The sequence below is a fragment of the Myceligenerans pegani genome (assembly GCF_014892515.1).
Lineage (GTDB): Bacteria > Actinomycetota > Actinomycetes > Actinomycetales > Cellulomonadaceae > Myceligenerans > Myceligenerans pegani.
In genome coordinates, this window is sequence record NZ_JADBGR010000104.1 from 1 (window position 1) to 22,328 (window position 22,328).

Annotated in this window: 21 protein-coding genes and 1 pseudogene; 18 read left to right on the forward strand and 4 right to left on the reverse strand. The window is 74.1% G+C overall.

Features of this window, described 5'->3' with window-relative positions:
• Nucleotides 1-2,887, forward strand: a 2,887-nt coding sequence (locus tag IIE03_RS17950) for an Rne/Rng family ribonuclease (protein WP_408632857.1), incomplete at its 5' end; no start/stop codon positions are given.
• A gap of 207 nt (nt 2,888-3,094) precedes the next feature.
• On the opposite strand, the gene IIE03_RS17955 is transcribed toward IIE03_RS17950, so the two are convergent.
• Nucleotides 3,095-3,667 carry a protein-L-isoaspartate O-methyltransferase family protein gene (locus IIE03_RS17955; RefSeq protein ID WP_192864139.1) on the reverse strand — a complete coding sequence of 191 codons (573 nt, stop codon included), beginning with the start codon at nt 3,665-3,667 and terminating at the stop codon, nt 3,095-3,097.
• 255 nt (nt 3,668-3,922) lie between these two features.
• On the opposite strand from IIE03_RS17955, the gene rplU reads away from it, so the two are divergent.
• From rplU to IIE03_RS18015, 12 genes are all read left to right on the forward strand, one after another.
• Nucleotides 3,923-4,231: a 50S ribosomal protein L21 gene (rplU, locus tag IIE03_RS17960; protein ID WP_192864140.1), complete on the forward strand. Its 309-nt coding sequence runs from the start codon at nt 3,923-3,925 to the stop codon at nt 4,229-4,231.
• A 55-nt stretch (nt 4,232-4,286) separates the two neighbouring features.
• The gene (gene rpmA, locus IIE03_RS17965; RefSeq protein ID WP_192864141.1) at nt 4,287-4,547 is read left to right on the forward strand and encodes a 50S ribosomal protein L27; all 261 of its coding nucleotides are present in this window, start codon (nt 4,287-4,289) and stop codon (nt 4,545-4,547) included.
• Between the two features lie 159 nt (nt 4,548-4,706).
• Complete coding sequence (gene obgE, locus IIE03_RS17970; RefSeq protein WP_192864142.1) at nt 4,707-6,224, forward strand: GTPase ObgE; 1,518 nt, start codon at nt 4,707-4,709, stop codon at nt 6,222-6,224.
• 129 nt (nt 6,225-6,353) lie between these two features.
• Nucleotides 6,354-7,541: a glutamate 5-kinase gene (gene proB, locus IIE03_RS17975; protein ID WP_192864143.1), complete on the forward strand. Its 1,188-nt coding sequence runs from the start codon at nt 6,354-6,356 to the stop codon at nt 7,539-7,541.
• A gap of 91 nt (nt 7,542-7,632) precedes the next feature.
• On the forward strand, nt 7,633-8,994 hold the full coding sequence (locus IIE03_RS17980; RefSeq protein ID WP_192864144.1) for a glutamate-5-semialdehyde dehydrogenase: 1,362 nt from the start codon (nt 7,633-7,635) through the stop codon (nt 8,992-8,994).
• Nucleotides 8,995-9,096: 102 nt separating this feature from the next.
• A complete protein-coding gene (locus IIE03_RS17985) occupies nt 9,097-9,288 on the forward strand; it encodes a hypothetical protein (protein ID WP_192864145.1) in 192 nt (63 codons plus the stop codon).
• A gap of 22 nt (nt 9,289-9,310) precedes the next feature.
• Nucleotides 9,311-9,916 carry a nicotinate-nucleotide adenylyltransferase gene (gene nadD, locus IIE03_RS17990; protein ID WP_192864146.1) on the forward strand — a complete coding sequence of 202 codons (606 nt, stop codon included), beginning with the start codon at nt 9,311-9,313 and terminating at the stop codon, nt 9,914-9,916.
• Entirely contained in the window at nt 9,909-11,183 is a 1,275-nt protein-coding gene (locus IIE03_RS17995) for a hypothetical protein (RefSeq protein ID WP_192864147.1), read from the forward strand. The genes nadD and IIE03_RS17995 overlap by 8 nt, the downstream gene beginning before the upstream one ends.
• On the forward strand, nt 11,180-11,620 hold the full coding sequence (rsfS, locus tag IIE03_RS18000; protein WP_192864148.1) for a ribosome silencing factor: 441 nt from the start codon (nt 11,180-11,182) through the stop codon (nt 11,618-11,620). Before IIE03_RS17995 ends, rsfS begins: the two co-directional genes overlap by 4 nt.
• The gene (locus tag IIE03_RS18005; RefSeq protein ID WP_192864149.1) at nt 11,617-12,303 is read left to right on the forward strand and encodes a histidine phosphatase family protein; all 687 of its coding nucleotides are present in this window, start codon (nt 11,617-11,619) and stop codon (nt 12,301-12,303) included. Before rsfS ends, IIE03_RS18005 begins: the two co-directional genes overlap by 4 nt.
• A gap of 7 nt (nt 12,304-12,310) precedes the next feature.
• The gene (locus tag IIE03_RS18010) at nt 12,311-12,739 is read left to right on the forward strand and encodes a hypothetical protein (RefSeq protein WP_192864150.1); all 429 of its coding nucleotides are present in this window, start codon (nt 12,311-12,313) and stop codon (nt 12,737-12,739) included.
• Between the two features lie 32 nt (nt 12,740-12,771).
• Complete coding sequence (locus tag IIE03_RS18015) at nt 12,772-13,518, forward strand: alpha/beta fold hydrolase (protein ID WP_192864151.1); 747 nt, start codon at nt 12,772-12,774, stop codon at nt 13,516-13,518.
• Here the strand turns inward: IIE03_RS18015 and IIE03_RS18020 are convergent.
• Complete coding sequence (locus tag IIE03_RS18020; RefSeq protein WP_192864152.1) at nt 13,515-14,147, reverse strand: transcriptional regulator; 633 nt, start codon at nt 14,145-14,147, stop codon at nt 13,515-13,517. The two genes, IIE03_RS18015 and IIE03_RS18020, sit on opposite strands and share 4 nt — an antisense overlap.
• A 6-nt stretch (nt 14,148-14,153) precedes the next feature.
• Nucleotides 14,154-14,540 carry an SANT/Myb-like DNA-binding domain-containing protein gene (locus IIE03_RS18025; RefSeq protein WP_192864153.1) on the reverse strand — a complete coding sequence of 129 codons (387 nt, stop codon included), beginning with the start codon at nt 14,538-14,540 and terminating at the stop codon, nt 14,154-14,156.
• Between the two features lie 117 nt (nt 14,541-14,657).
• Here IIE03_RS18025 and IIE03_RS18030 point away from each other — a divergent pair, with 117 nt between their 5' ends.
• The 5 genes and pseudogenes from IIE03_RS18030 to IIE03_RS18050 all read left to right on the forward strand — a co-directional run bounded on the left by IIE03_RS18030 (nt 14,658) and on the right by IIE03_RS18050 (nt 21,562).
• Nucleotides 14,658-15,905, forward strand: a complete 1,248-nt coding sequence (locus IIE03_RS18030; RefSeq protein WP_192864154.1) for a PEP/pyruvate-binding domain-containing protein — start codon at nt 14,658-14,660, stop codon at nt 15,903-15,905.
• An 11-nt stretch (nt 15,906-15,916) separates the two neighbouring features.
• Nucleotides 15,917-16,519, forward strand: coding sequence for a histidine phosphatase family protein (locus IIE03_RS18035; protein ID WP_192864155.1), 603 nt, complete (start codon nt 15,917-15,919; stop codon nt 16,517-16,519).
• Nucleotides 16,520-16,585: 66 nt separating this feature from the next.
• The gene (cmtR, locus tag IIE03_RS18040; RefSeq protein ID WP_192864156.1) at nt 16,586-16,951 is read left to right on the forward strand and encodes a Cd(II)/Pb(II)-sensing metalloregulatory transcriptional regulator CmtR; all 366 of its coding nucleotides are present in this window, start codon (nt 16,586-16,588) and stop codon (nt 16,949-16,951) included.
• Between the two features lie 212 nt (nt 16,952-17,163).
• The gene (locus IIE03_RS18045) at nt 17,164-19,155 is read left to right on the forward strand and encodes a heavy metal translocating P-type ATPase (protein ID WP_192864377.1); all 1,992 of its coding nucleotides are present in this window, start codon (nt 17,164-17,166) and stop codon (nt 19,153-19,155) included.
• A gap of 41 nt (nt 19,156-19,196) precedes the next feature.
• Nucleotides 19,197-21,562: pseudogene (locus tag IIE03_RS18050) on the forward strand (arylsulfatase).
• Here the strand turns inward: IIE03_RS18050 and IIE03_RS18055 are convergent.
• On the reverse strand, nt 21,519-22,199 hold the full coding sequence (locus IIE03_RS18055) for a TetR/AcrR family transcriptional regulator (RefSeq protein ID WP_318843059.1): 681 nt from the start codon (nt 22,197-22,199) through the stop codon (nt 21,519-21,521). The pseudogene IIE03_RS18050 and the gene IIE03_RS18055 overlap by 44 nt on opposite strands.
• Nucleotides 22,200-22,328 lie beyond the last annotated feature (129 nt).

Genomic DNA, 22,328 nt, shown 5'->3' on the forward strand with positions numbered 1-22,328 from the left:
GCGCCGGACCCGGTCCCGCAGGGCCGCCGAGCCCGCCGCCGTGGAGACGGCCGCGGGCGAGGGCGAGCGGACGACGTCGGCGCCCCGGAGCGGGGCCACGCGACGGGCCGGGACCGCGGCGCTGTCGTCGGACACGGCGGTCGGTGAGGCGAGAGCGGCCGAGAAGGAGGCCGCCAAGAAGGACGAGCGGCCCAGGACCACGCCGCGCCTGGCCACCACTGCCCTGCTGTTCCAGGCGCCCGACCTGACGGCCGTGCAGCGTCCGCGCCGGGAGCCCGGCTTCACGATGCCGGGCGCGGCCGCGGCGGCCGCCGACACCGCTGACGAGACCGAGGCGGCGCCGGAGGCCGAGGCCGCCGGCGGCCGGGACGAGGGAGCGGCCGGGTCCGCCGACGTCCGCACGGGGGCGGGGCAGCGGGACACGTCGAGCCGCCGGTCGGGCCGTGCCGCGGGCGAGCCGGACGCCGCCGCCCGGACGGAGGACGCGGCGGCCGCCGCCCCGCGCTTCCAGGCCGCCGAGCTGAGCGACGACGACGCCGCGGCCGTGGACGAGGTCGCCGTCATCGAGGAGGAGCTGGCCGCCGAGGGCATCGAGCTGACCGAGCTCGGTCCGGAGGACCTCGACGAGGACGAGGAGTACGACGACTCCCGCCCGAACCGCCGTCGGCGGCGTCGGGGCGGTCGGGGCCGCCGCGGCGGGCGTTTGCGTGACGCGCGCCAGGACGACGATCAGGACGACGAGCAGGACGGGCAGAAGTCGGAGGAGCAGGGCGACGACGCTCCCGCCGACGAGCCCGAGGACACGGACGAGGGCGCGGGCGACGAGGGGGATTCGGGCAGCCGCCGCCGTCGTCGCCGGCGCCGGGGCAGCCGCGCCGAGCGGGCCGAGGCCGCCCGCAGCGGCCGCGGCTCCTCGGACGAGGTGACGGCCCTCAAGGGGTCGACCCGGCTGGAGGCCAAGCGGCAGCGCCGACGCGAGGGGCGCGACGCGGGACGCCGGCGCCAGATCGTCACCGAGGCGGAGTTCCTGGCACGCCGCGAGTCGGTGACGCGGTCCATGGTGGTGCGCGAGCTGGACGGGCGCACGCAGATCGCGGTGCTGGAGGACGGCGTGCTCGTGGAGCACTACGTCTCGCAGCAGTCGCAGGTGTCGATGGCGGGCAACGTCTACCTGGGCCGCGTGCAGAACGTGCTGCCGTCCATGGAGGCCGCGTTCGTCGACATCGGCAAGGGGCGCAACGCCGTGCTGTACGCGGGCGAGGTGAACTGGGACGCGGCCGGGATCGCGGACGGGCAGCCGCGCCGCATCGAGGAGGCGCTGAAGTCCGGCGACACCGTGCTGGTGCAGGTCACCAAGGACCCGATCGGGCACAAGGGAGCGCGTCTGACGTCGCAGGTCACGCTTGCCGGGCGATACCTGGTGTTCGTGCCCGGCGGCGGCATGACCGGGATCAGCCGGAAGCTGCCCGACACCGAGCGCAACCGCCTCAAGAAGATCCTGCGCGAGGTGGTGCCGGACGGCGCCGGCGTGATCGTGCGCACGGCCGCCGAGGGCGCGAGCGAGGAGGAGCTGCGGGCCGACGTCGAGCGGCTGCAGAGCCAGTGGGACGCCATCACGACGAAGGCGGACCGGTCGAAGAAGTCCGCCCCGGTGCTGCTCCAGGGTGAGCCCGACCTCGCGATCCGCGTGGTGCGCGACATCTTCAACGACGACTTCTCCTCCCTCGTGGTGGCGGGCGAGCGGGCGTGGGACGAGATCTCGGCCTACGTGGACGAGCTCGCCCCGGACCTGCGCGAGCGCGTGACCAAGTGGGCGCAGCCCGGGGACGTCTTCGCCGAGCACCGCATCGACGAGCAGCTCGCCAAGGGCATGGACCGCAAGGTGTGGCTGCCGTCCGGCGGCTCGCTGGTGATCGACCGCACCGAGGCCATGACCGTCGTGGACGTCAACACCGGCAAGTTCACCGGTGCGGGCGGCACGCTCGAGGAGACCGTCACGCGGAACAACCTCGAGGCGGCCGAGGAGATCGTGCGGCAGCTCCGCCTGCGCGACATCGGCGGCATCATCGTCATCGACTTCATCGACATGGTGCTCGAGTCGAACCGCGACCTCGTCCTGCGGCGCCTGGTCGAGTGCCTGGGCCGGGACCGGACCAAGCACCAGGTGGCCGAGGTGACCTCGCTGGGCCTGGTGCAGATGACCCGCAAGCGCGTGGGACAGGGCCTCGTCGAGGCCTTCAGCGAGACCTGCGAGCACTGCAACGGGCGTGGGTTCGTGGTGCACGACCACCCGATCGAGCGTGGGTCGTCCGGTGGCGAGCAGTCCGACGCCGGCTCCGGCGGTGCGCGCAAGCGCCGCAAGCGGGGCGGCAAGACGGGGTCCGAGGTCCCGTCCGTGGCGAAGGGCTCGACCTCGCCGGGCGCGGCGGTGCTGCCCGAGGAGAGCTCCGAGGAACGCGCGGACGTCAAGGCGCGGCTGGCGACGATCGCCGCCGCGGCGCAGCACGCCCACGAGGACGAGGACGCCAGGTCCGGCGCCGGTGCGGCGCCGGACGTGAGCCCGGCCGCTTCCGGCGCGGGCGCCGTGGCGGAGGCCGAGCCGGTCGCGGAGCCGGTGGCCGGCGCCGAGACGGCGCCGGGTGCGCTGCCGGGCGCCAGGCCCGAGCCGAAGTTCGAGCTCGACCTGCCCGCGCCGAAGACCGGCGCGGGGGAGCGGGCGGCGTCGCCGTCGTCCGCGTCGCTCGACGCGATCGTCCTGCCGGACCGCTCGGCCAGGCGCGACGACGCCGGCCCGGAGGCGCCCGGGAACGACTCGGCCGGTGACGAGGTGCCGGATGGCGGTGGTACGCCCGAACCGCCCAAAGGAGCCGGCGACGAGGTCGCCTGAGAACCAGCAGAGGAAGGGTTTCTGGTCCAGGCTCCTGGGCCGCTGACCTTCCAGCGAGGGCCGTCACCCCAACGGGGTGGCGGCCCTCCGTCGTACGGTCCGACGCTCCCGTTGACGCGATGGCCTCAGGGAAGTGACTCTGTCCATGGGATCCCGGGTGACGTGCGATTGTCGCGCGGTGTCGTCCGAGCTTCCCGGATTGTCGGTTCAGTTCTCGACCAGGGGGACGAAGCGGTAGCCGCCGTGTTCGCTCACGCGGACGTCGCCGTTCGCGTGGCGCTCCACGAGCAGCATCCGGCCCCGGACCGGGATCACCATGAGACCGCCCGGGGCGAGCTGGTCCACCAGTTCCCGGGGCAGCCGGTTCGCCGTCGCCGACACCAGGATCCGGTCCCAGCCGTCCGGCCGGGGCGCGCCCAGCATGCCCGGCCGCGCCGGCTCGACGCGCGCCCATCCCATCCCGGTCGCCGCCACGTTCTCCGCGCCCCACTCGGCCAGCCGGGCGTGCCGCTCGACGCCCAGCACCTCACCGTCCGGGCCGGTCAGGTGGGCGAGGAGGGCGGTGGTCCAGCCGGACCCGGCCCCGATGTCCAGCACCCGAGCGCGCCGGGGGACGCGCAGGAGGCGGAGCATGTCGGCGACGGTGCTGGGTTGCGAGGACGTCTGGCCCTGGCCGATGGGCAGCGGGTGGTCGGCACCCGCGAAGGGGCGCTGGCTGTGGGGGAGGAAGCCGGTGCGCGGCACGGCCTGCATCGCGCGCGCGACGGCGTCGTCGGCCATACCTCACAGCGTAGGCCGTGGCCCGGGCCGCCGCGGCGGTGCGGGAGGGGGCGGCGGGCCGCCGTCGACCATCTCACAGGGCGTGCGGTTTGAACGGCGTGGTCGTATCCCGTAATCTTGGACGTCGGTGCGCGCTCTGCGCACCTGTCCCGCGTGCCCATGGCGCACCGCACTCGACCGCCGCGGCGGTGAGAGTTCCAGCCAAGCCGGTGACCGACGTCGTGCGCGCACGCCAAGACGAGGAGAAGAGTTCAAGTGGTGTACGCGATCGTCAAGGCCGGTGGCCGGCAGGAGAAGGTGTCCGTCGGTTCCATCGTGGTCATGGACCGTGTCCCGGCGCAGCCGGGCGAGTCGGTGGAGCTGCCCGCTCTGCTGCTGGTCGACGGGGAGAAGGTGACCACCGACAAGGCCGCGCTGGCCAAGGTCAAGGTCACCGCCGAGGTCGTGCGGGACGAGAAGGGCCCCAAGATCACGATCCTCAAGTACAAGAACAAGACCGGTTACCGGAAGCGGCAGGGCCACCGCCAGCCGCTGACCCGCCTCAAGGTCACCGGCATCAAGTGAGCTTCCGCCGGGCGCGTCGCCCGGCGACCATTCTTCCCGAAAGAGGTCAGCAGAGATGGCACACAAGAAGGGCGCGAGCTCCTCGCGCAACGGTCGTGACTCGAACGCCCAGCGCCTCGGCGTGAAGCGCTTCGGTGGCCAGGTCGTGAACGCGGGCGAGATCATCGTGCGCCAGCGCGGCACGCACTTCCACCCGGGCAACAACGTCGGTCGCGGTGGCGACGACACGCTGTTCGCCCTGACCGCCGGCGCCGTGCAGTTCGGCACGCGCCGCGGCCGCAAGGTCATCGACATCGTCGAGACCGCCGGGGCCTGATCCCCGGCTCCTGCGAGAGGGGCGTGCCCGGCCGGGCACGCCCCTCTCGCCGTGTTCCCCTGTCCGGGCCGAGCCCCCGGAGGGGGCCGCGCGGGCATCCGGTGCCCGAACCGCCGGCTGTCTCGGCGCCAACCCGGTAAATCCTGAGAGGATCGATTCATGGCCAGCTTTGTCGATCGCGTCGTGCTCCATGCCGCGGGCGGGAACGGCGGGCACGGCGTCGCGTCGATCCGCCGCGAGAAGTTCAAGCCGCTCGCCGGCCCCGACGGCGGCAACGGGGGCGACGGCGGCTCCGTGAAGCTCGTCGTCGACCCGCAGGTGACCACGCTGCTCGACTACCACCACTCGCCGCACCGCCGCGGCCCGAACGGCACCCAGGGCATGGGCGACGACCGGGACGGGGCCAACGGTGCCGACCTGGTCCTCGGGGTCCCCGACGGCACGGTCGTCAAGGATCGCGCCGGCAACGTGCTCGCGGACCTGGTCGGGACGGGCGCGGAGTACGTCGTCGCACGCGGCGGCAAGGGCGGCCTGGGCAACCGGGCGCTGGCCTCGCCGAAGCGCAAGGCGCCCGGGTTCGCGCTGCTCGGCGAGCCGGGCGAGGAGGCCGAGGTCGTCCTCGAGCTGAAGACGATCGCCGACGTCGCGCTGGTGGGCTACCCGAGCGCGGGCAAGTCCTCGCTGATCGCCGCGATCTCGGCGGCGCGCCCCAAGATCGCGGACTACCCGTTCACGACGCTCGTGCCGAACCTCGGCGTGGTGCAGGCCGGGGAGTCCCGGTACACCGTGGCGGACGTGCCGGGCCTGATCCCCGGGGCGAGCGAGGGCAAGGGCCTGGGTCTCGAGTTCCTGCGGCACATCGAGCGCACGGCGGTGATCGTGCACGTGCTGGACTGCGCCACGCTGGAGCCGCAGCGCGACCCGGTCAGCGACCTCGACACGCTCGAGGCGGAGCTCGCGGCGTACGCGGGCGACCTGGGGATCGAGGGCGGGCGGGTGCCGCTCGCCGAGCGCCCGCGCATCGTGGTCCTGAACAAGATCGACGTGCCCGACGCGCGCGACCTGGCCGAGATGGTCCGGCCCGACCTGGAGGCCCGGGGCCTGCGGGTGTTCGAGATCTCGACCGCCTCCCACGAGGGCCTGCGCCCGCTGACGTTCGCGCTGGCGCGGATCGTCGAGGAGGCGCGCGCGGCGGCGCCGGAGCCCGAGCCGCAGCGCATCGTGCTGCGGCCCAAGCCGGTCGACGCCGCGGGTTTCACCGTGACCCGCAAGGGCGGCGAGCGCGACTACTGGTTCGAGGTGCGCGGCGCGAAGCCGGAACGCTGGGTCAAGCAGACCGACTTCAACAACGACGAGGCGGTCGGGTTCCTCGCGGACCGGCTGGAGCGGCTCGGCGTCGAGGACAGCCTGTTCAAGGCCGGCGCGGTGGCCGGTGACGAGGTACGGATCGGTGATCCGGACAACGCCGTCGTGTTCGACTGGGAGCCCACCCTGACCACCGGGCCCGAACTGCTCGGCGCGCGGGGCACGGATCTGCGCCTGGAGGACGTCACGCGCCCGACCCGCGCGCAGAAGCGGCGCGAGTTCACCGAGCGGATGGACGCCAAGGCGGAGGCCCGCCGCGAGCTCTGGACGGAGCGCGAGTCGGGCATCTGGACGGACCCCGACGACGACTGAGAGGTCAGTGCTTTCCGGAGCCGCCGGGCTCAGCCCTGCGGGCGCTCCTGCGTCGCGTCCTCGGTCTTCGCTACCCTTCCGGCGGCCCGGGACCGGTTGCGGTCGCCCGAACATATACCGTCTGGCGAAATGGGCGAGCGTCGGGGCGGAGCCGCCGGTGATGATGGGGGAGTGGCCCCCGTTTCCTCCCGTGCCGCGCTGCCTGCCGCGCGCCGTATCGTCGTCAAGATCGGCTCGTCCTCGCTGACCCGCCCGGACGGGCACCTCGACGAGGGCGCGCTCCGCTCGCTCGTCGACGTGCTGGCGGCCCGGGTGACCGATCCGGGGACGGGCAGCCAGATCGTCCTGGTGACCTCCGGCGCGGTCGCCGCGGGGATCGGCCCGCTCGGCCTGCCGGCTCGCCCGCGCGACCTCGCCACCATGCAGGCGGCCGCGTCGGTGGGGCAGGGGCAGCTCGTCGCCCGGTACACGGAGGCGTTCGCCCGCCACGGCCTGCGGGTCGGACAGGTGCTGCTCACCGCCGAGGACACGGTGCGCCGCTCCCGCTACGCGAACGCGCAGCGCTCGCTGGAGAAACTGCTCGCGCTCGGCGTCGTTCCCGTGATCAACGAGAACGACGCGGTGACCACGGCCGAACTGAAGTTCGGCGACAACGACCGGCTCGCGGCGCTGGCCGCGCACCTGGTGCGGGCCGACGCCCTCGTGCTGCTGACCGACGTCGACGGGCTCTACGACGGACCGCCCTCGCGGCCGGGCACGCGGCGTATCCCGCACGTCGCGCGGCTGTCGGACGTCGCCGGCGTCGAGGTGACGGCCCGGGGGAGCGCGGTCGGCACGGGCGGCATGGTCACCAAGCTGCAGTCGGTGCGCATCGCCACCGGCGACGGGATCCCCGTGGTCCTCACCCGCGCCGCCGACGCGGCCGGCGCGCTCGCCGGCGAGGACACCGGCACGTTCTTCGCCGCCACCGGCCGCCGGACGACGGCGCGCCGGCTGTGGATCGCGCACGCGGCCGGCATCGAGGGCCGGATCCACCTGGACGACGGCGCGGTACGGGCGGTCCGCGGCGGACGCGCGTCGCTGCTCCCGGCCGGGGTGACGAAGGCGGAGGGGACGTTCGACGCGGGCGACCCTGTCGAGCTCGTCGGGCCCGACGGCACCGTGGTCGCGCGCGGGCTCGTGGCGTTCGGCTCCGCGGACCTGCCCGCCCTGCTCGGCCGCACCACGCACGCGCTGCGGGAGGAGCTCGGCGAGGGCTACGACCGCGAGGTCGTGCACCGCGACGACCTGGTGCTGGAGGACAACGGCACGGTGTGAGCGCTCGCGGGCCCGGGGCGCCGGGTTCCATCGCCGCTCAGCCTGTGGATAACTCCCGGCGTGCGGCGGCGTCGGGCCGTAGGCTCGGGGCATGACGAGCCTTGCATCTGACACCGGGCCCACCTCCCGCGCGTCGGAGGAGCGCGCTCCCGGCGAGGCCGGGACCGCGCCGATCCCGCAGTCCCCGGACGACGCCGCTGCCGCGGTGCGCGAGATCGCGCGTCGTGCCAAGGTCGCGTCGCGGGCGCTGGCCACCGCGAACCGCGCCACGAAGGACGCCGTGCTCGGCGCGATCGCGGACGGCCTGGTCGCCGACGCCGACCGGATCGTGACGGCGAACGCCGAGGACATGGAGCGGGGCCGCGCGAACGGCATGTCGTCCGGCCTGCTCGACCGGCTGGTGCTGACCCCGGAGAAGATCGGGCGGATCGCCGACGCCGTCCGTGAGGTGGCGGGTCTGCCCGATCCCGTCGGAGAGGTCGTGCGTGGCCAGACCCTGCCGAACGGTCTGCGGCTGCGGCAGCTCCGCGTCCCGATGGGTGTGGTCGGGATGATCTACGAGGCCCGGCCGAACGTCACCGTCGACGCCGCGGTCCTCGCCCTGAAGTCCGGCAACGCGGCGGTGCTGCGCGGCGGCTCCGCGGCGGCGTCGTCGAACCGGGTGATCGTCGAGGTGCTGCGTGCCGCACTGGAGGACGCGGGCCTGCCCGCGGACCTCGTGCAGACCATCGACGCGCACGGCCGCCCCGGCGCCCGCGCGCTGATGCGTGCCCGCGGCCTGGTCGACGTCCTCATCCCCCGCGGCGGGGCCGACCTCATCGGGACCGTGGTCGCGGAGTCGACCGTTCCCGTGATCGAGACCGGCGTCGGGAACGTGCACGTGTACGTGGACGCCACCGCTGACGTCGAGATGGCCGTCGACATCACGATGAATGCCAAGACCCAGCGGGTCGGCGTGTGCAACGCTGCCGAGACGCTCCTGGTGCACGCCGACGCCGCCCCCGCGTTCCTGCCCGCCGCCCTGACCGCGCTGGCCGGCGCCGGGGTGGTGCTGCACGGTGACCCGCGCGCGATGGAGTACGCGCCGGAAGGCGCGACGGCGATCCCCGCGACCGACGACGACTGGGCCACCGAGTACCTCGCGCTGGAGCTCGGCGTGAAGGTGGTCGACTCCCTCGACGAGGCGATCGATCACATCCGCACCTGGTCCTCGGGACACACCGAGGCCATCGTGACCCGCGACCTCGCGGCCTCCGAGCGGTTCGTCGCCGAGGTGGACTCCGCCGCGGTCATGGTCAACGCCTCCACCCGGTTCACCGACGGCGGCGAGCTCGGCCTCGGGGCCGAGATCGGGATCTCCACCCAGAAGCTGCACGCCCGCGGCCCGATGGGCCTGAGCGAGCTGACCACGACCAAGTGGATCGTGCAGGGCGACGGCCACGTGAAGCCGTAGTCTCCGCAGGATCTCTCCGGACCCTCACCGTCCGGATACGGGACGCCGGGCCCGGCGTGAGAGACTAGGGCCCACCTGAGCACGAACCACAGGAGGACATCCGTGCTGCACACTGCGGTCCAGATTGCCGAATCCACCACCGGGCACGCCGCCGAGCTGCCCTTTCCGCCGCTCGCGTTCGGCCTGATCGCCTTCGGCACGCTCGTGGCCGGCCTGCTGTTCACCTTCGCCTTCCGCAACGTGAACAACCGGCACGCCGACGTCCCGGTCTCCCACGACGACACCGGTCACTGAGGCCGCGGTCGGATCGGCGCCAGTGACTGCTCAGCGGCCCCGTATCGGCGTGATGGGTGGGACGTTCGATCCCATCCACCACGGTCACCTCGTGGCGGCGAGCGAGGCCGCCGCGCGGCTCGGCCTGGACGAGGTCGTCTTCGTCCCCACCGGCAGACCCTGGCTCAAGCACCACCAGCAGGTCACGGAGCCGGAGCACCGGTACCTGATGACGGTGATCGCCACGGCGTCCAACCCGCAGTTCACGGTGAGCCGGGTCGACATCGACCGCCCCGGGACCACCTACACGGTGGACACCCTGCGTGACCTGCGGCTCGAGCGGCCCGACGTCGATCTCTACTTCATCACCGGCGCTGACGCGATCCAGCAGATCCTCACGTGGAAAGATGCCGAGAGGCTGTGGGACATGGCACACTTCGTGGCGGTCACACGCCCGGGGCATCGCTTGACCGTGGAAGGGCTGCCCACGGACGGGGTGACGACGTTGGAGGTTCCGGCGCTCGCGATCTCGTCGTCCGACTGCCGTCGGCGTGCGGGTGCCGGGCTGCCGGTGTGGTACCTGGTGCCGGACGGCGTGGTCCAGTACATCGCGAAGCACGGACTGTATCGAGGTCTTCAGGATGAGTGACAACAATGGTCGGCCTCTGACGCGGCGCGAGATCCGCGAGCGTGAGGCCGCGGCGCGGGCGGCCGCGGAAGGCGGTGGACAGGCCCCGGGCGGCCCGCCGCAGGGCGGCGCGGGGCCGCAGGCCGGTGGTTTCCCCTCCGCGCCGCCGCCGGTCGCACGGCCGCCGCAGGCGTCCGGGACCCGCGGTGTGGATGCGACGGGCCGGCTCACGCCCGTGCAGCAGCAAGGTGGCGTGCCCGGCGGCGACGCTCCGACGGCGTTCCCGCCGCCCCGCGGCGGCGCCCCCGCCAACGGCTCATCCTCTCCGTTCCCCGGCCGATCCGGTGCACCGGCGGATCCGGCCGGTGGCCCGACGGCGCCGCAGAGCCCGTTCGGCGGGCGTGGCGGCACGCCCGCGGGTCCGGCCGGCGGTCCGACCGGCCCGCCGAGCCCGTTCCCGAGCCGTACCGGCGCCCCGGCGGATCCGGCCGGTGGCCCGACGGGTCAGCAGAGCCCGTTCGGTGGCCGGGGTGGCGCCCCGGCGGGACCCGCCCCGGCCGGACCCGCCGGCGGCCCGACCGGTCCCCAGAGCCCGTTCGCGCCCCGGACGCCAGGATCCCCGCCGCCGGCACCGGACGACTTCTCCGACGAGACCGTGCGCCGGGTGCCGCAGGCCGGAGCGCCCTGGGGCCCCGCCGCACCGGCACCCGGCAGCGGCCCTGGCCAGGCGGCCCCGGGAGCCCCGGGTGGTCCTGGGGCCCCGGGGGCGCCGGGCGGTCAGACCACCCGGCCCGCGAGCCCTGCTTCACCGTTCGGCGACCGCGGTGCGAACCCGCCCCGGGCCGAGGCCACGCAGGTGGCGCCCGCGGGCCTGCCGTGGGGCCGGAACGCCCCGGCGCCCGGACCCGGGGGCGGGTCCGGCCCCGGGGAGGTGCCGGGCGCGTCGCCGTTCCCGCCCGCCCTGGGCGTCCAGGGCGCGCCACCTGGCGCACCGCCGGGTCCGGGCGGCCCCGGTGGCCCCGGCGCGCCCGATCAGGGCTTCGAGATGATGGTCGGCGGACGGCCGCAGGGCGCCCGCAACGATCCGCGCGCCGAGGAGGACTGGGACGAGACGGAGGAGGATCCCGGTCCGTCCTACACCTGGTTGCACTACGTCATCCTCGTGGTCGTGGCGTTCGTGCTGGGCCTGCTGATCTGGAAGCTCGTCCTGGAGGAGGACAGCTCCTACGGTGCGGACGAGGCCGCCGCGCCGGTCGTCGCGGTGCTTCCCGGGGCGGGGCTCGCATGACGGCGACCGAACGCGCGCGCGAGCTCGCCGTCGTCGCGGCGCGTGCGGCGAGCGACCGGAAGGCGCAGGAGATCATCGCGCTCGACGTGAGCGATCAGCTCGTGCTCACCGACATCTTCCTCATCGCGTCGGGGACGAACGAACGCCAGGTGTCGGCGATCGTCGACGCCGTCGAGGAGGCGATGCACAAGGCGGGCTCGAAGGCGATCCGCCGGGAGGGCATCTCGGAGGCGCGCTGGGCGCTGCTGGACTTCGGCGACGTCGTCGTGCACGTGCAGCACGCCGAGGACCGCGTGTACTACGCGCTCGAGCGGCTCTGGAAGGACTGCCCGGAGATCGAGCTGCCCGAGGACGCCCAGGGCGGCGGCGACACCGCCGAGTTCGGCGGGACCGACACCGACGCGGCCATCCACCTCGACCCGGAGCTGCGTCAGTGACGGCGGGCACCATCGTCCTCCTGCGTCACGGCCGGACCGCCTACAACCATTCCAAGCGCCTCCAGGGGCAGATCGACATCCCGTTGGACGACGTCGGCCGCTGGCAGGCCGAGCAGGGCGCGAACGCGCTCGCGTCGTCGCACACGGCGACGAAGGTGGTGGCGAGCGACCTGCAGCGCGCCCTCGACACGGCGACCGCCTACGCGAAGCTGGTGGGGGCCGACGTCGAGCCGGACGTGCGGCTGCGGGAGCGCTCGTTCGGCGAGTGGGAGGGCTTGAGCGGCGAGGAGATCGCGGCGCGCTGGCCCGCCGAGCACGCGGCATGGCGCGCCGGGGCCGATCCCGTGCGGGCGGGTGCGGAGTCCCGCGCGGCGGTCGCGGAGCGGATGTCCGCCGCGGTGCTGGAGCACGCGGCCGGGCTGGGCGCCGAGGACACGCTCGTGGTCGTCTCGCACGGTGCCGCGATCACGCTGACGCTCACCCTGCTGCTGGGCCAGGATCCCGTCGAGTGGCGGGGTATCAGCGGCCTGCACAACGTGCACTGGTCACACCTGCACGCGGCCGATCCGCAGGCGCATCCGGCGTGGCGGCTCGTCGCGCACAACGTCGGGGCGGGCTACCCGCTGGACCACTGGCTGGCGGGTCCGGACTGGAACCTGGAGCCGGGCGTCTCGGGGGAGTGATCCGGGTATGGGACAGTCGTGGGCGCAGCAACGCACCGAGGCGGCACGCCTGCAGGCCGAACGCCTGCGTGAGCGGCAGGACGCGGAGCACGTACGCGCCGAGGCGATGCTCGCCGCGTTCGTGGCGGCGGCCCGCGACGCGGGACTCGCGCCCGAGCCGCTCGTGGTGCGCGGGTACGGCGGCCGGGGGACCGCCCGCACGCCGCTGCGCGGCTGGTACCTGCGCACGGACCGCACGGCCGCGGTGTCCGACGACGGTGCCTTCTACGTCCTGACCGCGCCCCTGACCGTGCTCGACCGGCTCCGGGGCGTGCGCCCGGAGCCGAAGCGGCCGCCGCTCGTCCTCGGCGCCGGCGGCAAGGACGGCGACTCGATCGAGCTGGCGGTGGCACTGGACCGGCTCCTGCCGGGCCGGCCGTCCGGGCCGGCGGACTGACGCCGCTCGCCGCTCCACGCTAGGTTCTGCGCATGCACCTCACCCATGACACGACAGGATCGGGCCCCGACGTCCTGCTGCTCCATGCGGGCGTGGCCGACTCGCGGATGTGGGGCCCGCAGGTCGCGGCGCTCGCCGAGAACTTCCGCGTCACCACGTGCGACCTGCGCGGGTACGGGGACACGCCCCTCGACGGCGAGCCGTACAGCGACGCCGACGACGTCAAGCGGCTCCTCGACACCCTGAAGGCACCCGCCGCCGTCGTCGGCGCCTCGGCCGGAGGGCACGTGGCGCTCCAGATCGCCTCGGGCTGGCCGGATCTCGTCGACCGGCTCGTCCTGCTCAACCCCGCCTACCCCATCCCGGCGACGCGCTCGCTCGAGCGTTTCGCGCGCCGCGAGGACGTCCTCCTGTCGGCGGACGATCTCGAGGGCGCCACGGAACTGAACGTCTCCACCTGGGTGGGTCCCGAGGCGGACGCCGCCGCGCGCGATCTGGTGCGCACCATGCAGCGCCACGCCTTCGAGGTCCAGCTCGGCGCCGGCGACATCGTCAATCAGCTGCCTGGCCCGGACACCGATCTGACGCGCGTCACGGCCCGCACGCTCGTCGTCTCCGGCGGTCAGGACCTGGACCACTTCCGCGAGGTGGCCCACCACGTCGTCCGGAAGATCGACGGCGCCCGCCACGTCCAGCTCGGCTGGGCGGGACACCTGCCCAGCCTGGAGCGCCCGGACGAGATCACGGAACTGATCGGCTCCTTCCTGGCGGAGGACTAGGAACCACCGCGGTCGATGCCGAGGGTGGCCACGAGGTCCTCGTGGAGCTGGAACCAGACCCGGTGACAGGAGTCGATGCCGGTCCTGTCGACCCAGTCGTGATGGCCGGCCCGCGCCCGGCGGAGGGCGGCCTCGAAGCGGTCGTCGTACCCGCCGAACCTCGCGAGCGTGGCGGTGAGACGGCCGGCCAGCGGAACGAGCGCGGTGCTCAGGGCCGCGAGCTCGGCCAGGACGCGATCGTCCCAGGCGCCGTCGTCGTGGGTGTTGGGCGCCAGCCGGTCGCCGTCGGCCGGCTTGAGCTGCCAGTCGGTGACCGCGCGCAGGAGGCGCGCGTTGAGCGGCAGGAAGTCGCGGTGGACGGCGTCGACCACGTTCCCGGGGTCGGCGATCCCGCGCTCGTGGGTGAGCTGCCGTTCGTTCTCTGCCCGTCCCTCCTCGGTCAGGGACCAGCCGCCGTCGCCGGCGAACGCGAGGTGCCGGACCCAGCCGCGGCGCTCGGCGTCGCGCAGTACCTCGACGGACCTGTCGTGCCCGGCGCCGGCCCGGGCGGCGATCGCGAGGCTGTCCGCGTGGCCGAGCAGGCGCACCGCGTGCAGTACCCGCAGCGATGTCGGTGAGACCCAGGACATCGCCGGTCACCGGGCCCGGGCGGCGAGCCGCGCGAAGTGCTGCTGACACGCCTGCGGTGAGCGGAACCCCATCGCCTCGGCGATCTGCGCCCAGGTGAGCCCGGCGCTCCGGGCGGTGAACAGCAGGCCGGCCTCCAGGCCCTCGACCTCGGCCCGCGCGGCGGGGACCAGCGCGAGCGCGCCGAGCAGGTCCTCGGGAGCCAGGTCCGCGGATCGCCAGAGCGCGTACTGCGTGAGGTCGAACGCCGTAGGCGGCACGGATCCGGGCCGCCACGGACGGGGACCCAGGCTGTCGGCCCCGAGTGCGAGAAGGCGGTCCTGGGCGTCACGTTCACGCCGGGCCCGTGCGTGGTCCTCGTCGGCCGGACGGTCGACGTCGTGCTTGCGTTCCATGCACCTCATCCTGCAGAATCAACATTGTGTTGTCAACAAATCGTTGATGGAGTGGAGCGGAGCATCGATGGACCGGGCGGACGGAGGCCATGTGGACGGACGACGGACGGACGGGCGATGATCACGCCCCTCCGGGAAGCGGCCGCCGACACCTGCGGCGGCAAGGCGGCGGCGCTCGCCGCCCTGCTGCGAGCAGGACTGCCCGTGCCCGACGGCTTCGTCCTCCCCTTCGCCGCGCACCGGCGCGCCGTGCACACGGCGGGGCGTCGCCCGACGGGTGGAGCGCTGCGTTCGTCCGCGGCCGGGGCGCCGGGCCGCGGGACGCTCGGCAGGCTCCCCGAGGCGCGGCCTGCGGTGTCCGCCGAACTGCGGAGCGAGATCTCCGGTCACCTCGCCGCGATGGGAGACCCCTCCGTCGCGGTGCGCTCCTCGGCGGCGCACGAGGACACGCCGGGCGCGTCCGCCGCCGGCCAGTACGAGAGCGTCGTGGGCATCTGTGGGCTACCGGCGGTCTCGGAGGCAGTCCGGACCTGCTGGGCGTCGGCGCGCTCGGCGCGCGTCGCTGCCTACCGGCGCCGGATGGACGACGCCGGCTCGGCCGGAGCTCCGGGCGGGGGCGACGCCGGCTCATCGGGCACGCCGGACATGGCGGTGCTCGTCCAGCGCCTGATCGACGCCGAGGTCTCGGGCGTGATGTTCACCCCGTTCGCACCGGGCGACCCCACCCGCATCGAGGCCTCGTGGGGACTCGGGCTCAGCGTGGTCGGCGGAACGGTCAGCCCCGATGCCTACGAGGTCGCTGCGGACGGAAGCGTCCTGGTGGCCGCTCCGGCCCCACGGAAGGCGCTCGACGACGTCACCGCCGCGGCGCTCGCTGCCCTCGGGCGCCGCGTGGCGGAGGTCCTCCGGAGGCCGCAGGACATCGAGTGGGCCATCGCGGACGGGAAGGCGTGGATCCTCCAGGCCAGGCCGATCACCGCGCCCCTTCCCCCGCTGCCCGCCCGGCCGTCGTCGTCCGGCGCTGCGCCGTCGACCGCGCGCACGGTCCTGACCGGCGTGCCGGGCGCTCACGGGACAGCCGGCGGGACCGCACGAGTCCTGCGCAGCCCTGCCGAGCTCGGCCGGGTGCGGCGCGGGGACGTCGTCGTCTGCCGGTACACCGAACCGGCCTGGACCCCCGTGTTCGGCATCGCCGGGGCCGTCGTCACCGAGACCGGCGGCGCGCTCTCCCACGCGGCGATCGTCGCCCGCGAGCACGGCATCCCCGCCGTCCTCGGCGTCGCGCACGCCACCACCGCCATCCGCGACGGCGCCCGGATCGCCGTCGACGGCGGCGCGGGGATCGTCGCCATCACCTCGGACTGAAGGGTTCACCCATGTCGACCAGGTATCTCTACATCGCCCGGCACGGCGCCGCCGATCCGTTCGGCGAGCTCACCGACACCGGCCGGGAACAAGCCGGGCTCCTCGGCCGGCGCCTCGCGCACCTGCCGATCGGCGCCGTGTGGCACTCCCCGCTCCCGCGTGCGGCCGAGAGCGCGCGGGAGCTCGCCGCGCGGCTGCCGGCCGGCACGGCGGTCGCCGAGGCCGCCGAGCTCGTCGACCACGTCCCGTACGTACCGGCGCCCGGCGAGATACCGCCCGACTGGGTGCCGTTCTTCGACGGGTACGACGACGGTGAGGCCGCCGAGGGCAACCGCATCGCGCAGGGCCTGACCGCCCGGTTCGCTGCCGCGCCCGAGCAGACGGGCGACCTCCACGAGGTGCTCATCACCCACGCCTACCAGATCGCCTGGCTCCTGCGCGACGCGCTCGGGGCGCCGCCGGTCCGGTGGCTCGGCCTCAGCAGCGCGAACGCGGCGCTGACCGTCATCGAGTACCGCCCCGCCGTGCCGCCGAGCATCGCGATGTTCAACGACATGAGCCACCTCCCCGCGGAGCTCCGCTGGACAGGATTCCCCGACGTGGCCCGGCCCTGACGCACGGGCCGCGGGAGCCCCGCCGTCCGGTTCCCAACAGGTCACTGATCGCTGTATGGTCAGTACATGCTGACCATTGCCTCGCGGACGGACGTGATGAACCGGCTGGGCCGGGCGATGGCGGATCCGACCCGCTCCCGGATCCTGCTGTCGCTCCTGGAGTCCCCGGGATATCCCGCCCGGCTTGCCCGTGACCTGGAGCTGACGCGGACCAACGTGTCGAACCACCTGGCGTGCCTGCGCGGCTGCGGCATCGTCGTCGCCGAGCCGGAAGGGCGGCAGACCCGCTACGAGATCGCCGACCCGCACCTCACCGCGGCCCTGACCGCGCTGGTGGAGGTCACGCTCGCGGTCGACCAGGACATCCCGTGCATGGATCCGCACTGCACCGTGCCGGGCTGCTGCGAGCCGGGCGTGGAGGTGGCCTCGTGAGTCGCGAGTGCTGCGGCTCCGATGCGCGGATCGCGCCGAGGGTCGTGATCAAGTCGCCGCGCGTCACGGACTGTGCGTGCTGCGCGCCGCCCGGCGGGTTCGTGCCCGCCGCCGCGAGCGCATCCGACGGCGCGGGCCTGCCCTCGGCGAAGGCCGGGGACGCCTGCTGCGGGCCCGAACCCGCCGAGGCGGATCCCGGGGAGGAACCGGAGATACGTCCACCGTGGTGGCGCGACCCGGCGCTGCTGCCCTCGGTGATCTCCGGAGTGTTCCTCGTCGCCGGGCTCGCGCTCGAGTGGTCCGGCGCGGGCACCCCGGCCCTGATGGCTCAGTGGATCGCCCTGCTGGCCGGCGCGTGGACCTTCGTACCGGGTGCGATCCGCCGGCTCGCGCGGGGCCGGCTGGGCGTGGGGCTGCTCATGACGATCGCCGCGGTCGGCGCCGTCCTGCTGGGACATGTCGGCGAGGCAGCCGCCCTGGCGTTCCTGTTCTCCCTCGCGGAGACGCTGGAGGACCGCGCCATGGACCGGGCCAGGGAGGGCCTGCGCGCCCTGCTGTCCCTGATCCCCGAGACCGCCCGCGTCTCCCGCTTGAGCGGGGATGTCACCGTCCCGGTCACCGAGGTCCGCGAGCTCGACCTGCTCCGGGTCGGCGCGGGGGAGCGGGTCGCGACGGACGGCGTCGTCGTCGAGGGCCGGTCCGGCATCGACACCTCCGCCGTGACGGGCGAGGCGATCCCCGTCGAGGTCGGCCCCGGCGACGCCGTGCCCGCCGGCGTCGTGAACGGCGCCGGCAGCCTGCTGATCGAGGCCACCGCCGACGGGCGGGACAACTCCCTGACGCAGATCGTCGCGCTGGTCGAGCAGGCGCACGCCCGCAAGGGCGAACGCGCCCGGCTCGCCGACCGGATCGCGCGCCCCCTGGTCCCTGCCGTCCTCGTCGCCGCCGCCCTGGTCGCCCTGTTCGGGGTGATCGCCGGAGACCCCTGGACGTGGATCGAGCGCTCCCTCGTCGTGCTCGTCGCGGCGTCGCCGTGCGCGCTGGCGATCGCCGTGCCCGTCACCGTGATCAGCGCGATCGGCTCCGCCTCCCGGTTCGGCGTCGTCATCACGTCCGGCGCCGCGTTCGAGCGGTTCGGCACCATCCGCACGGTCGCGTTCGACAAGACCGGCACCCTCACCCGGGGCGAGCCGACCGTCGTCGACGTGCGCACCACCGGCGACGCCACCCGGGACGAGGTGCTGGCCCTGGCGGCCGCCGTCGAGTCCACCAGCACCCACCCGCTCGCCTCCGCGATCACGGCCGCCGCCCCAGGCGTCACCGCCGCTCCCGCCCCCGGCGCCGAACCTGCCACCGCCGCACCCGGCGGCACGCCGACCACCGCCGTACCCGGCCCCACGCCGGCGACCGACGTCGCGGAGAACGCCGGCCACGGCATCACCGGACGCGTCGGTGCCCGCACCGTACGAGTCGGCAGCCCTCGCTGGGTCGACCCCGGCCCGCTCCGGGACGACGCCGGTCGCATGGCCGCGGCGGGCATGACCGCCGTCGTCGTCGAGGTGGACGGCCGGGCCGCCGGGCTCATCGGCGTCCGCGACGAACTGCGGCCCGAGGCCGCCGAGACCGTCGGGATGCTGCGCGACCAGGGCGTCGACGTCGTCATGCTCACCGGCGACACCGCCGCGACGGCGCACGCCCTCGCCGCGGAGGCCGGGATCGCCGAGGTCCGGGCGGAACAGCGCCCCTCCGACAAGGCCCACGCGATCACCGAGCTGGCCGCCGTCCGACCGACGGCGATGGTCGGCGACGGCATCAACGACGCGCCGGCGCTCGCGACCGCGACCGTCGGGATCGCGATGGGCGCGACCGGCTCCGCCGCGGCGGTGGAGTCCGCCGACATCGCCTTCACCGGCCACGACCTCCGCCTCATCCCGGCCGCGCTGGCCCACTCCCGGCGCGGGCACCGCATCATGACGGTCAACATCGCCCTGGCGCTGGCGATCATCGTCGTGCTGTTCCCCCTTGCGCTGTCCGGCGTGCTCGGCCTGGCCGGGGTGGTGCTGGTCCACGAGGTCGCGGAGGTCGTCGTCATCCTCAACGGCATCCGCGCGGCACGACGCCGCGGCGGGCCCGCCGTCGGGGGCCGGGGCGACGCCCGGGAACTCACCCGTTCCGGGGGAGGCGCCCCGGCGGCACGCTCGTAGCGTGAGACGGGCCCCGCCCTTCCCGCGAAGTGGAGCCCGTCATGCGCCCCGACATGCACGCCCGCACGATGCTGCCCGTCCCGGACCGCCCGGCGCTCGGTCTCACGACGTACGACGCGAAGGACCCGGAGACGTCCTACCCGCCCATCGAGCCGCTGCTCCCGCCCCCGGGCGCGCCCAACGTGCTGGTCATCCTGCTCGACGACGTCGGGTTCGGCGCCCCGAGCGCGTTCGGCGGGCCGTGCTTCACCCCGACGGCCGAGCGCCTCGCCGGGGCGGGCCTGCGGTTCAACCGGTTCCACACCACCGCGCTGTGCGCCCCGACCCGCCAGGCGCTGCTGACGGGCCGCAACCACCACTCGGTCGGCATGGGCAGCATCACCGAGACGGCCACCTCGGCGCCGGGGAACAACTCGCTGCGCCCCAACACGAAGGCGCCCCTGGCCGAGACCCTCCGGCTGAACGGGTACTCCACCGCGCAGTTCGGCAAGTGCCACGAGGTCCCGGTGTGGCAGTCGTCGCCGATGGGTCCCTTCGACGCCTGGCCGACCGGCGGTGGCGGGTTCGAGACGTTCTACGGGTTCATCGGTGGCGAGAACAACCAGTGGGCCCCCGCCCTGTACAGCGGCACCACGCCGGTCGAGCCGCCGGCGACCGCGGAGGAGGGCTACCACCTCACCGAGGACCTCCTCGACCACGCGTGCGCCTGGGTGCGGCAGCAGAAGGCACTGATGCCGGACCGGCCGTTCTTCGTCTACCTCGCCCCGGGAGCGACGCACGCCCCGCACCACGTCGCCCCCGAGTGGATCGAGAAGTACCACGGGGCGTTCGACGACGGCTGGGACGTGCAGCGCGAACGGACCCTCGCGCGGCAGAAGGAGCTCGGCGTCGTGCCGCCCGACGCCGAGCTCACCGCACGCCACGACGAGATCCCCGCGTGGGGCGACATGCCCGAGGACCTCAAGCCCGTGCTCGCGCGGGAGATGGAGACGTACGCGGGCTTCCTCGAGCACACGGACACGCAGGTCGGCCGGCTGATCGACGCGCTCGAGGACCTCGGGGTTCTCGACGACACGCTCGTCTATTACATCATCGGCGACAACGGCGCCTCGGCCGAGGGCACGCTCCACGGCGCGTTCAACGAGATGGCGAACTTCAACGGCATGGCCGCCCTGGAGACGCCCGAGTTCCTGCGCGGCAAGATGGACGAGTTCGGGTCGCCCAGCTCCTACAACCACTACGCCGTGGGCTGGGCCTGGGCCATGGACACGCCCTACCAGTGGACCAAGCAGGTCGCGTCGCACTGGGGCGGGACCCGCAACGGCACGATCGTGCACTGGCCGAACGGCATCGCCGAGCGCGGCGGGCTCCGCCGGCAGTTCTCCCACGTGATCGACGTCGCGCCCACGATCCTCGAGGCCGCCGGGGTCCCGGAACCGACGACGGTCAACGGCGTGCTGCAGTCCCCCATCGAGGGCACGTCCATGCTGTACGCCTTCGGCGACGCGGAGACGCCCGAACGGCACGACCTGCAGTACTTCGAGATGTTCGGCAACCGCGGGATCTACCACCGCGGCTGGAGCGCGGTCACCAAGCACCGCACGCCGTGGGAGCTGACCGGCGGGGCCGTGCCCGCCTTCGACGACGACGTCTGGGAGCTCTACGACGGCGCGTCCGACTTCAGCCAGGCGCACGACCTCGCGGCCGAACGGCCGGACATGCTCGCCAGGCTCCAGCGCCTCTGGCTCATCGAGGCCACGAAGTACAACGTGCTGCCCATGGACGACCGCACCGGCGAACGGCTCTCACCCGCCCTCGCCGGTCGGCCCACGCTCATCCGCGGGGACTCCCAGCTCTTCTTCCCCGGGATGGGCCGCCTGTCCGAGAACAGCGTCGCCAGCATCAAGAACAGGTCGTTCGCCGTCACCGCCGAGGTCGACGTCCCGGCGGAAGGCGCCGGGGGCGTCGTGATCGCGCAGGGCGGGCGGTTCGGCGGCTGGGCGCTGCACACCACGGGTGGCCGGCTCACGTTCACCTACAACGTGCTCGGCATCCACCGGTACGACGTCGTCGCCGACGACCCGTGCCCTCCGGCAGGCACCAACTGCGGATCGAGTTCGCCTACGACGGCGGTGGGCTCGGCAAGGGCGGCGACGTCACCCTCTTCCACGACGGGACCCCGGCCGGGCGGGGCCGGGTCGAGGCGACCCAGCCGCTGATCTTCTCGGCCGACGAGACCACCGACATCGGCTACGAGTCCGGCACCTGCGTGTCCAGCGCCTACGACGTGCACACGAGCCGGTTCACCGGCCGCATCGAGTGGGTCCAGCTCGACGTCGGCAAGGACGACCACGACCACTTCGTCAGCCCGGAGGAGCGGCTGCGGATCGCGATGGGGCAGCAGTAGACGCGCCGGGCAGCCGCGCCTCGAGGCCGGCGATCGTGACGTCGACGACGAACCGGTAGTACTCCTCGACGCGTGCGGCGGCGGTGTCCGGGTCGCCGGTGAGCGGCCGGATCATGCTGTCGAGCAGCGCGTCGACGCCCGGGCTGCCGCTGGTGTTCGCCTGGAAGTCGTGCATCATCGCGCGGTGGTCGCGAGGGCTGTCCGCCTCGTGCCGGAGCCGCTCGTCGCCGACCGAGATGGTCAGCAGCGCGTTGTTCAGCAGGACGCTGTAGGCGAGCCCGACGCGGTCGCCGAAGCCCGCCTCCTCGAGCGCGGCGATGCCGGCGTCGATGACCGGCGTGATCCCGGGGAACGCCGGGCCGTGCATGAGCAGCCAGGACGCGGTCCCCGGGTAGCGGCGCAGGATCGGGTGGATCGACGTGAGCAGTTCCCGGAACCACGCCTGCCAGGACGTGCCGGTGGCCGGGGCCTCGACGTCGTCGAGAATGCGCTCGACCACCCCGCGGGCGACCGCGTCCTTGCCGCCGACGTGGTGGTAGATCACGGACGGGACGACGCCGAGCGCCGCGGCGAGGTCACGCACCGACCAGGCCAGCAGATGTGACTGCGCGGTGAGGGAGAGGGCGGCGTCGATCACACGGCCGGGGGTGAGCCCGGCGTGGAACGGGGTGGAGTCGCTACGGATCGTGATTCCTCCGGTTGCGGGTGGTCGCTCCCATTCTCGGGTACGCGCGCGTGCCGCGATGGACCGGCGCCGGCGCGAGAG

Coding starts and splice junctions, on each gene's coding strand:
- IIE03_RS18015 (WP_192864151.1), top strand. CDS start 12,772: ATGCACCTCACCCATGACACGACAGGATCGGGCCCCGACGTCCTGCTG.
- rsfS (WP_192864148.1), top strand. CDS start 11,180: ATGACGGCGACCGAACGCGCGCGCGAGCTCGCCGTCGTCGCGGCGCGT.
- IIE03_RS18030 (WP_192864154.1), top strand. CDS start 14,658: ATGATCACGCCCCTCCGGGAAGCGGCCGCCGACACCTGCGGCGGCAAG.
- IIE03_RS17995 (WP_192864147.1), top strand. CDS start 9,909: ATGAGTGACAACAATGGTCGGCCTCTGACGCGGCGCGAGATCCGCGAG.
- rpmA (WP_192864141.1), top strand. CDS start 4,287: ATGGCACACAAGAAGGGCGCGAGCTCCTCGCGCAACGGTCGTGACTCG.
- obgE (WP_192864142.1), top strand. CDS start 4,707: ATGGCCAGCTTTGTCGATCGCGTCGTGCTCCATGCCGCGGGCGGGAAC.
- IIE03_RS18020 (WP_192864152.1), bottom strand. CDS start 14,147: ATGTCCTGGGTCTCACCGACATCGCTGCGGGTACTGCACGCGGTGCGC.
- IIE03_RS18035 (WP_192864155.1), top strand. CDS start 15,917: ATGTCGACCAGGTATCTCTACATCGCCCGGCACGGCGCCGCCGATCCG.
- cmtR (WP_192864156.1), top strand. CDS start 16,586: ATGCTGACCATTGCCTCGCGGACGGACGTGATGAACCGGCTGGGCCGG.
- IIE03_RS17980 (WP_192864144.1), top strand. CDS start 7,633: ATGACGAGCCTTGCATCTGACACCGGGCCCACCTCCCGCGCGTCGGAG.
- IIE03_RS18010 (WP_192864150.1), top strand. CDS start 12,311: ATGGGACAGTCGTGGGCGCAGCAACGCACCGAGGCGGCACGCCTGCAG.
- IIE03_RS18025 (WP_192864153.1), bottom strand. CDS start 14,540: ATGGAACGCAAGCACGACGTCGACCGTCCGGCCGACGAGGACCACGCA.
- proB (WP_192864143.1), top strand. CDS start 6,354: ATGGGCGAGCGTCGGGGCGGAGCCGCCGGTGATGATGGGGGAGTGGCC.
- IIE03_RS17955 (WP_192864139.1), bottom strand. CDS start 3,667: ATGGCCGACGACGCCGTCGCGCGCGCGATGCAGGCCGTGCCGCGCACC.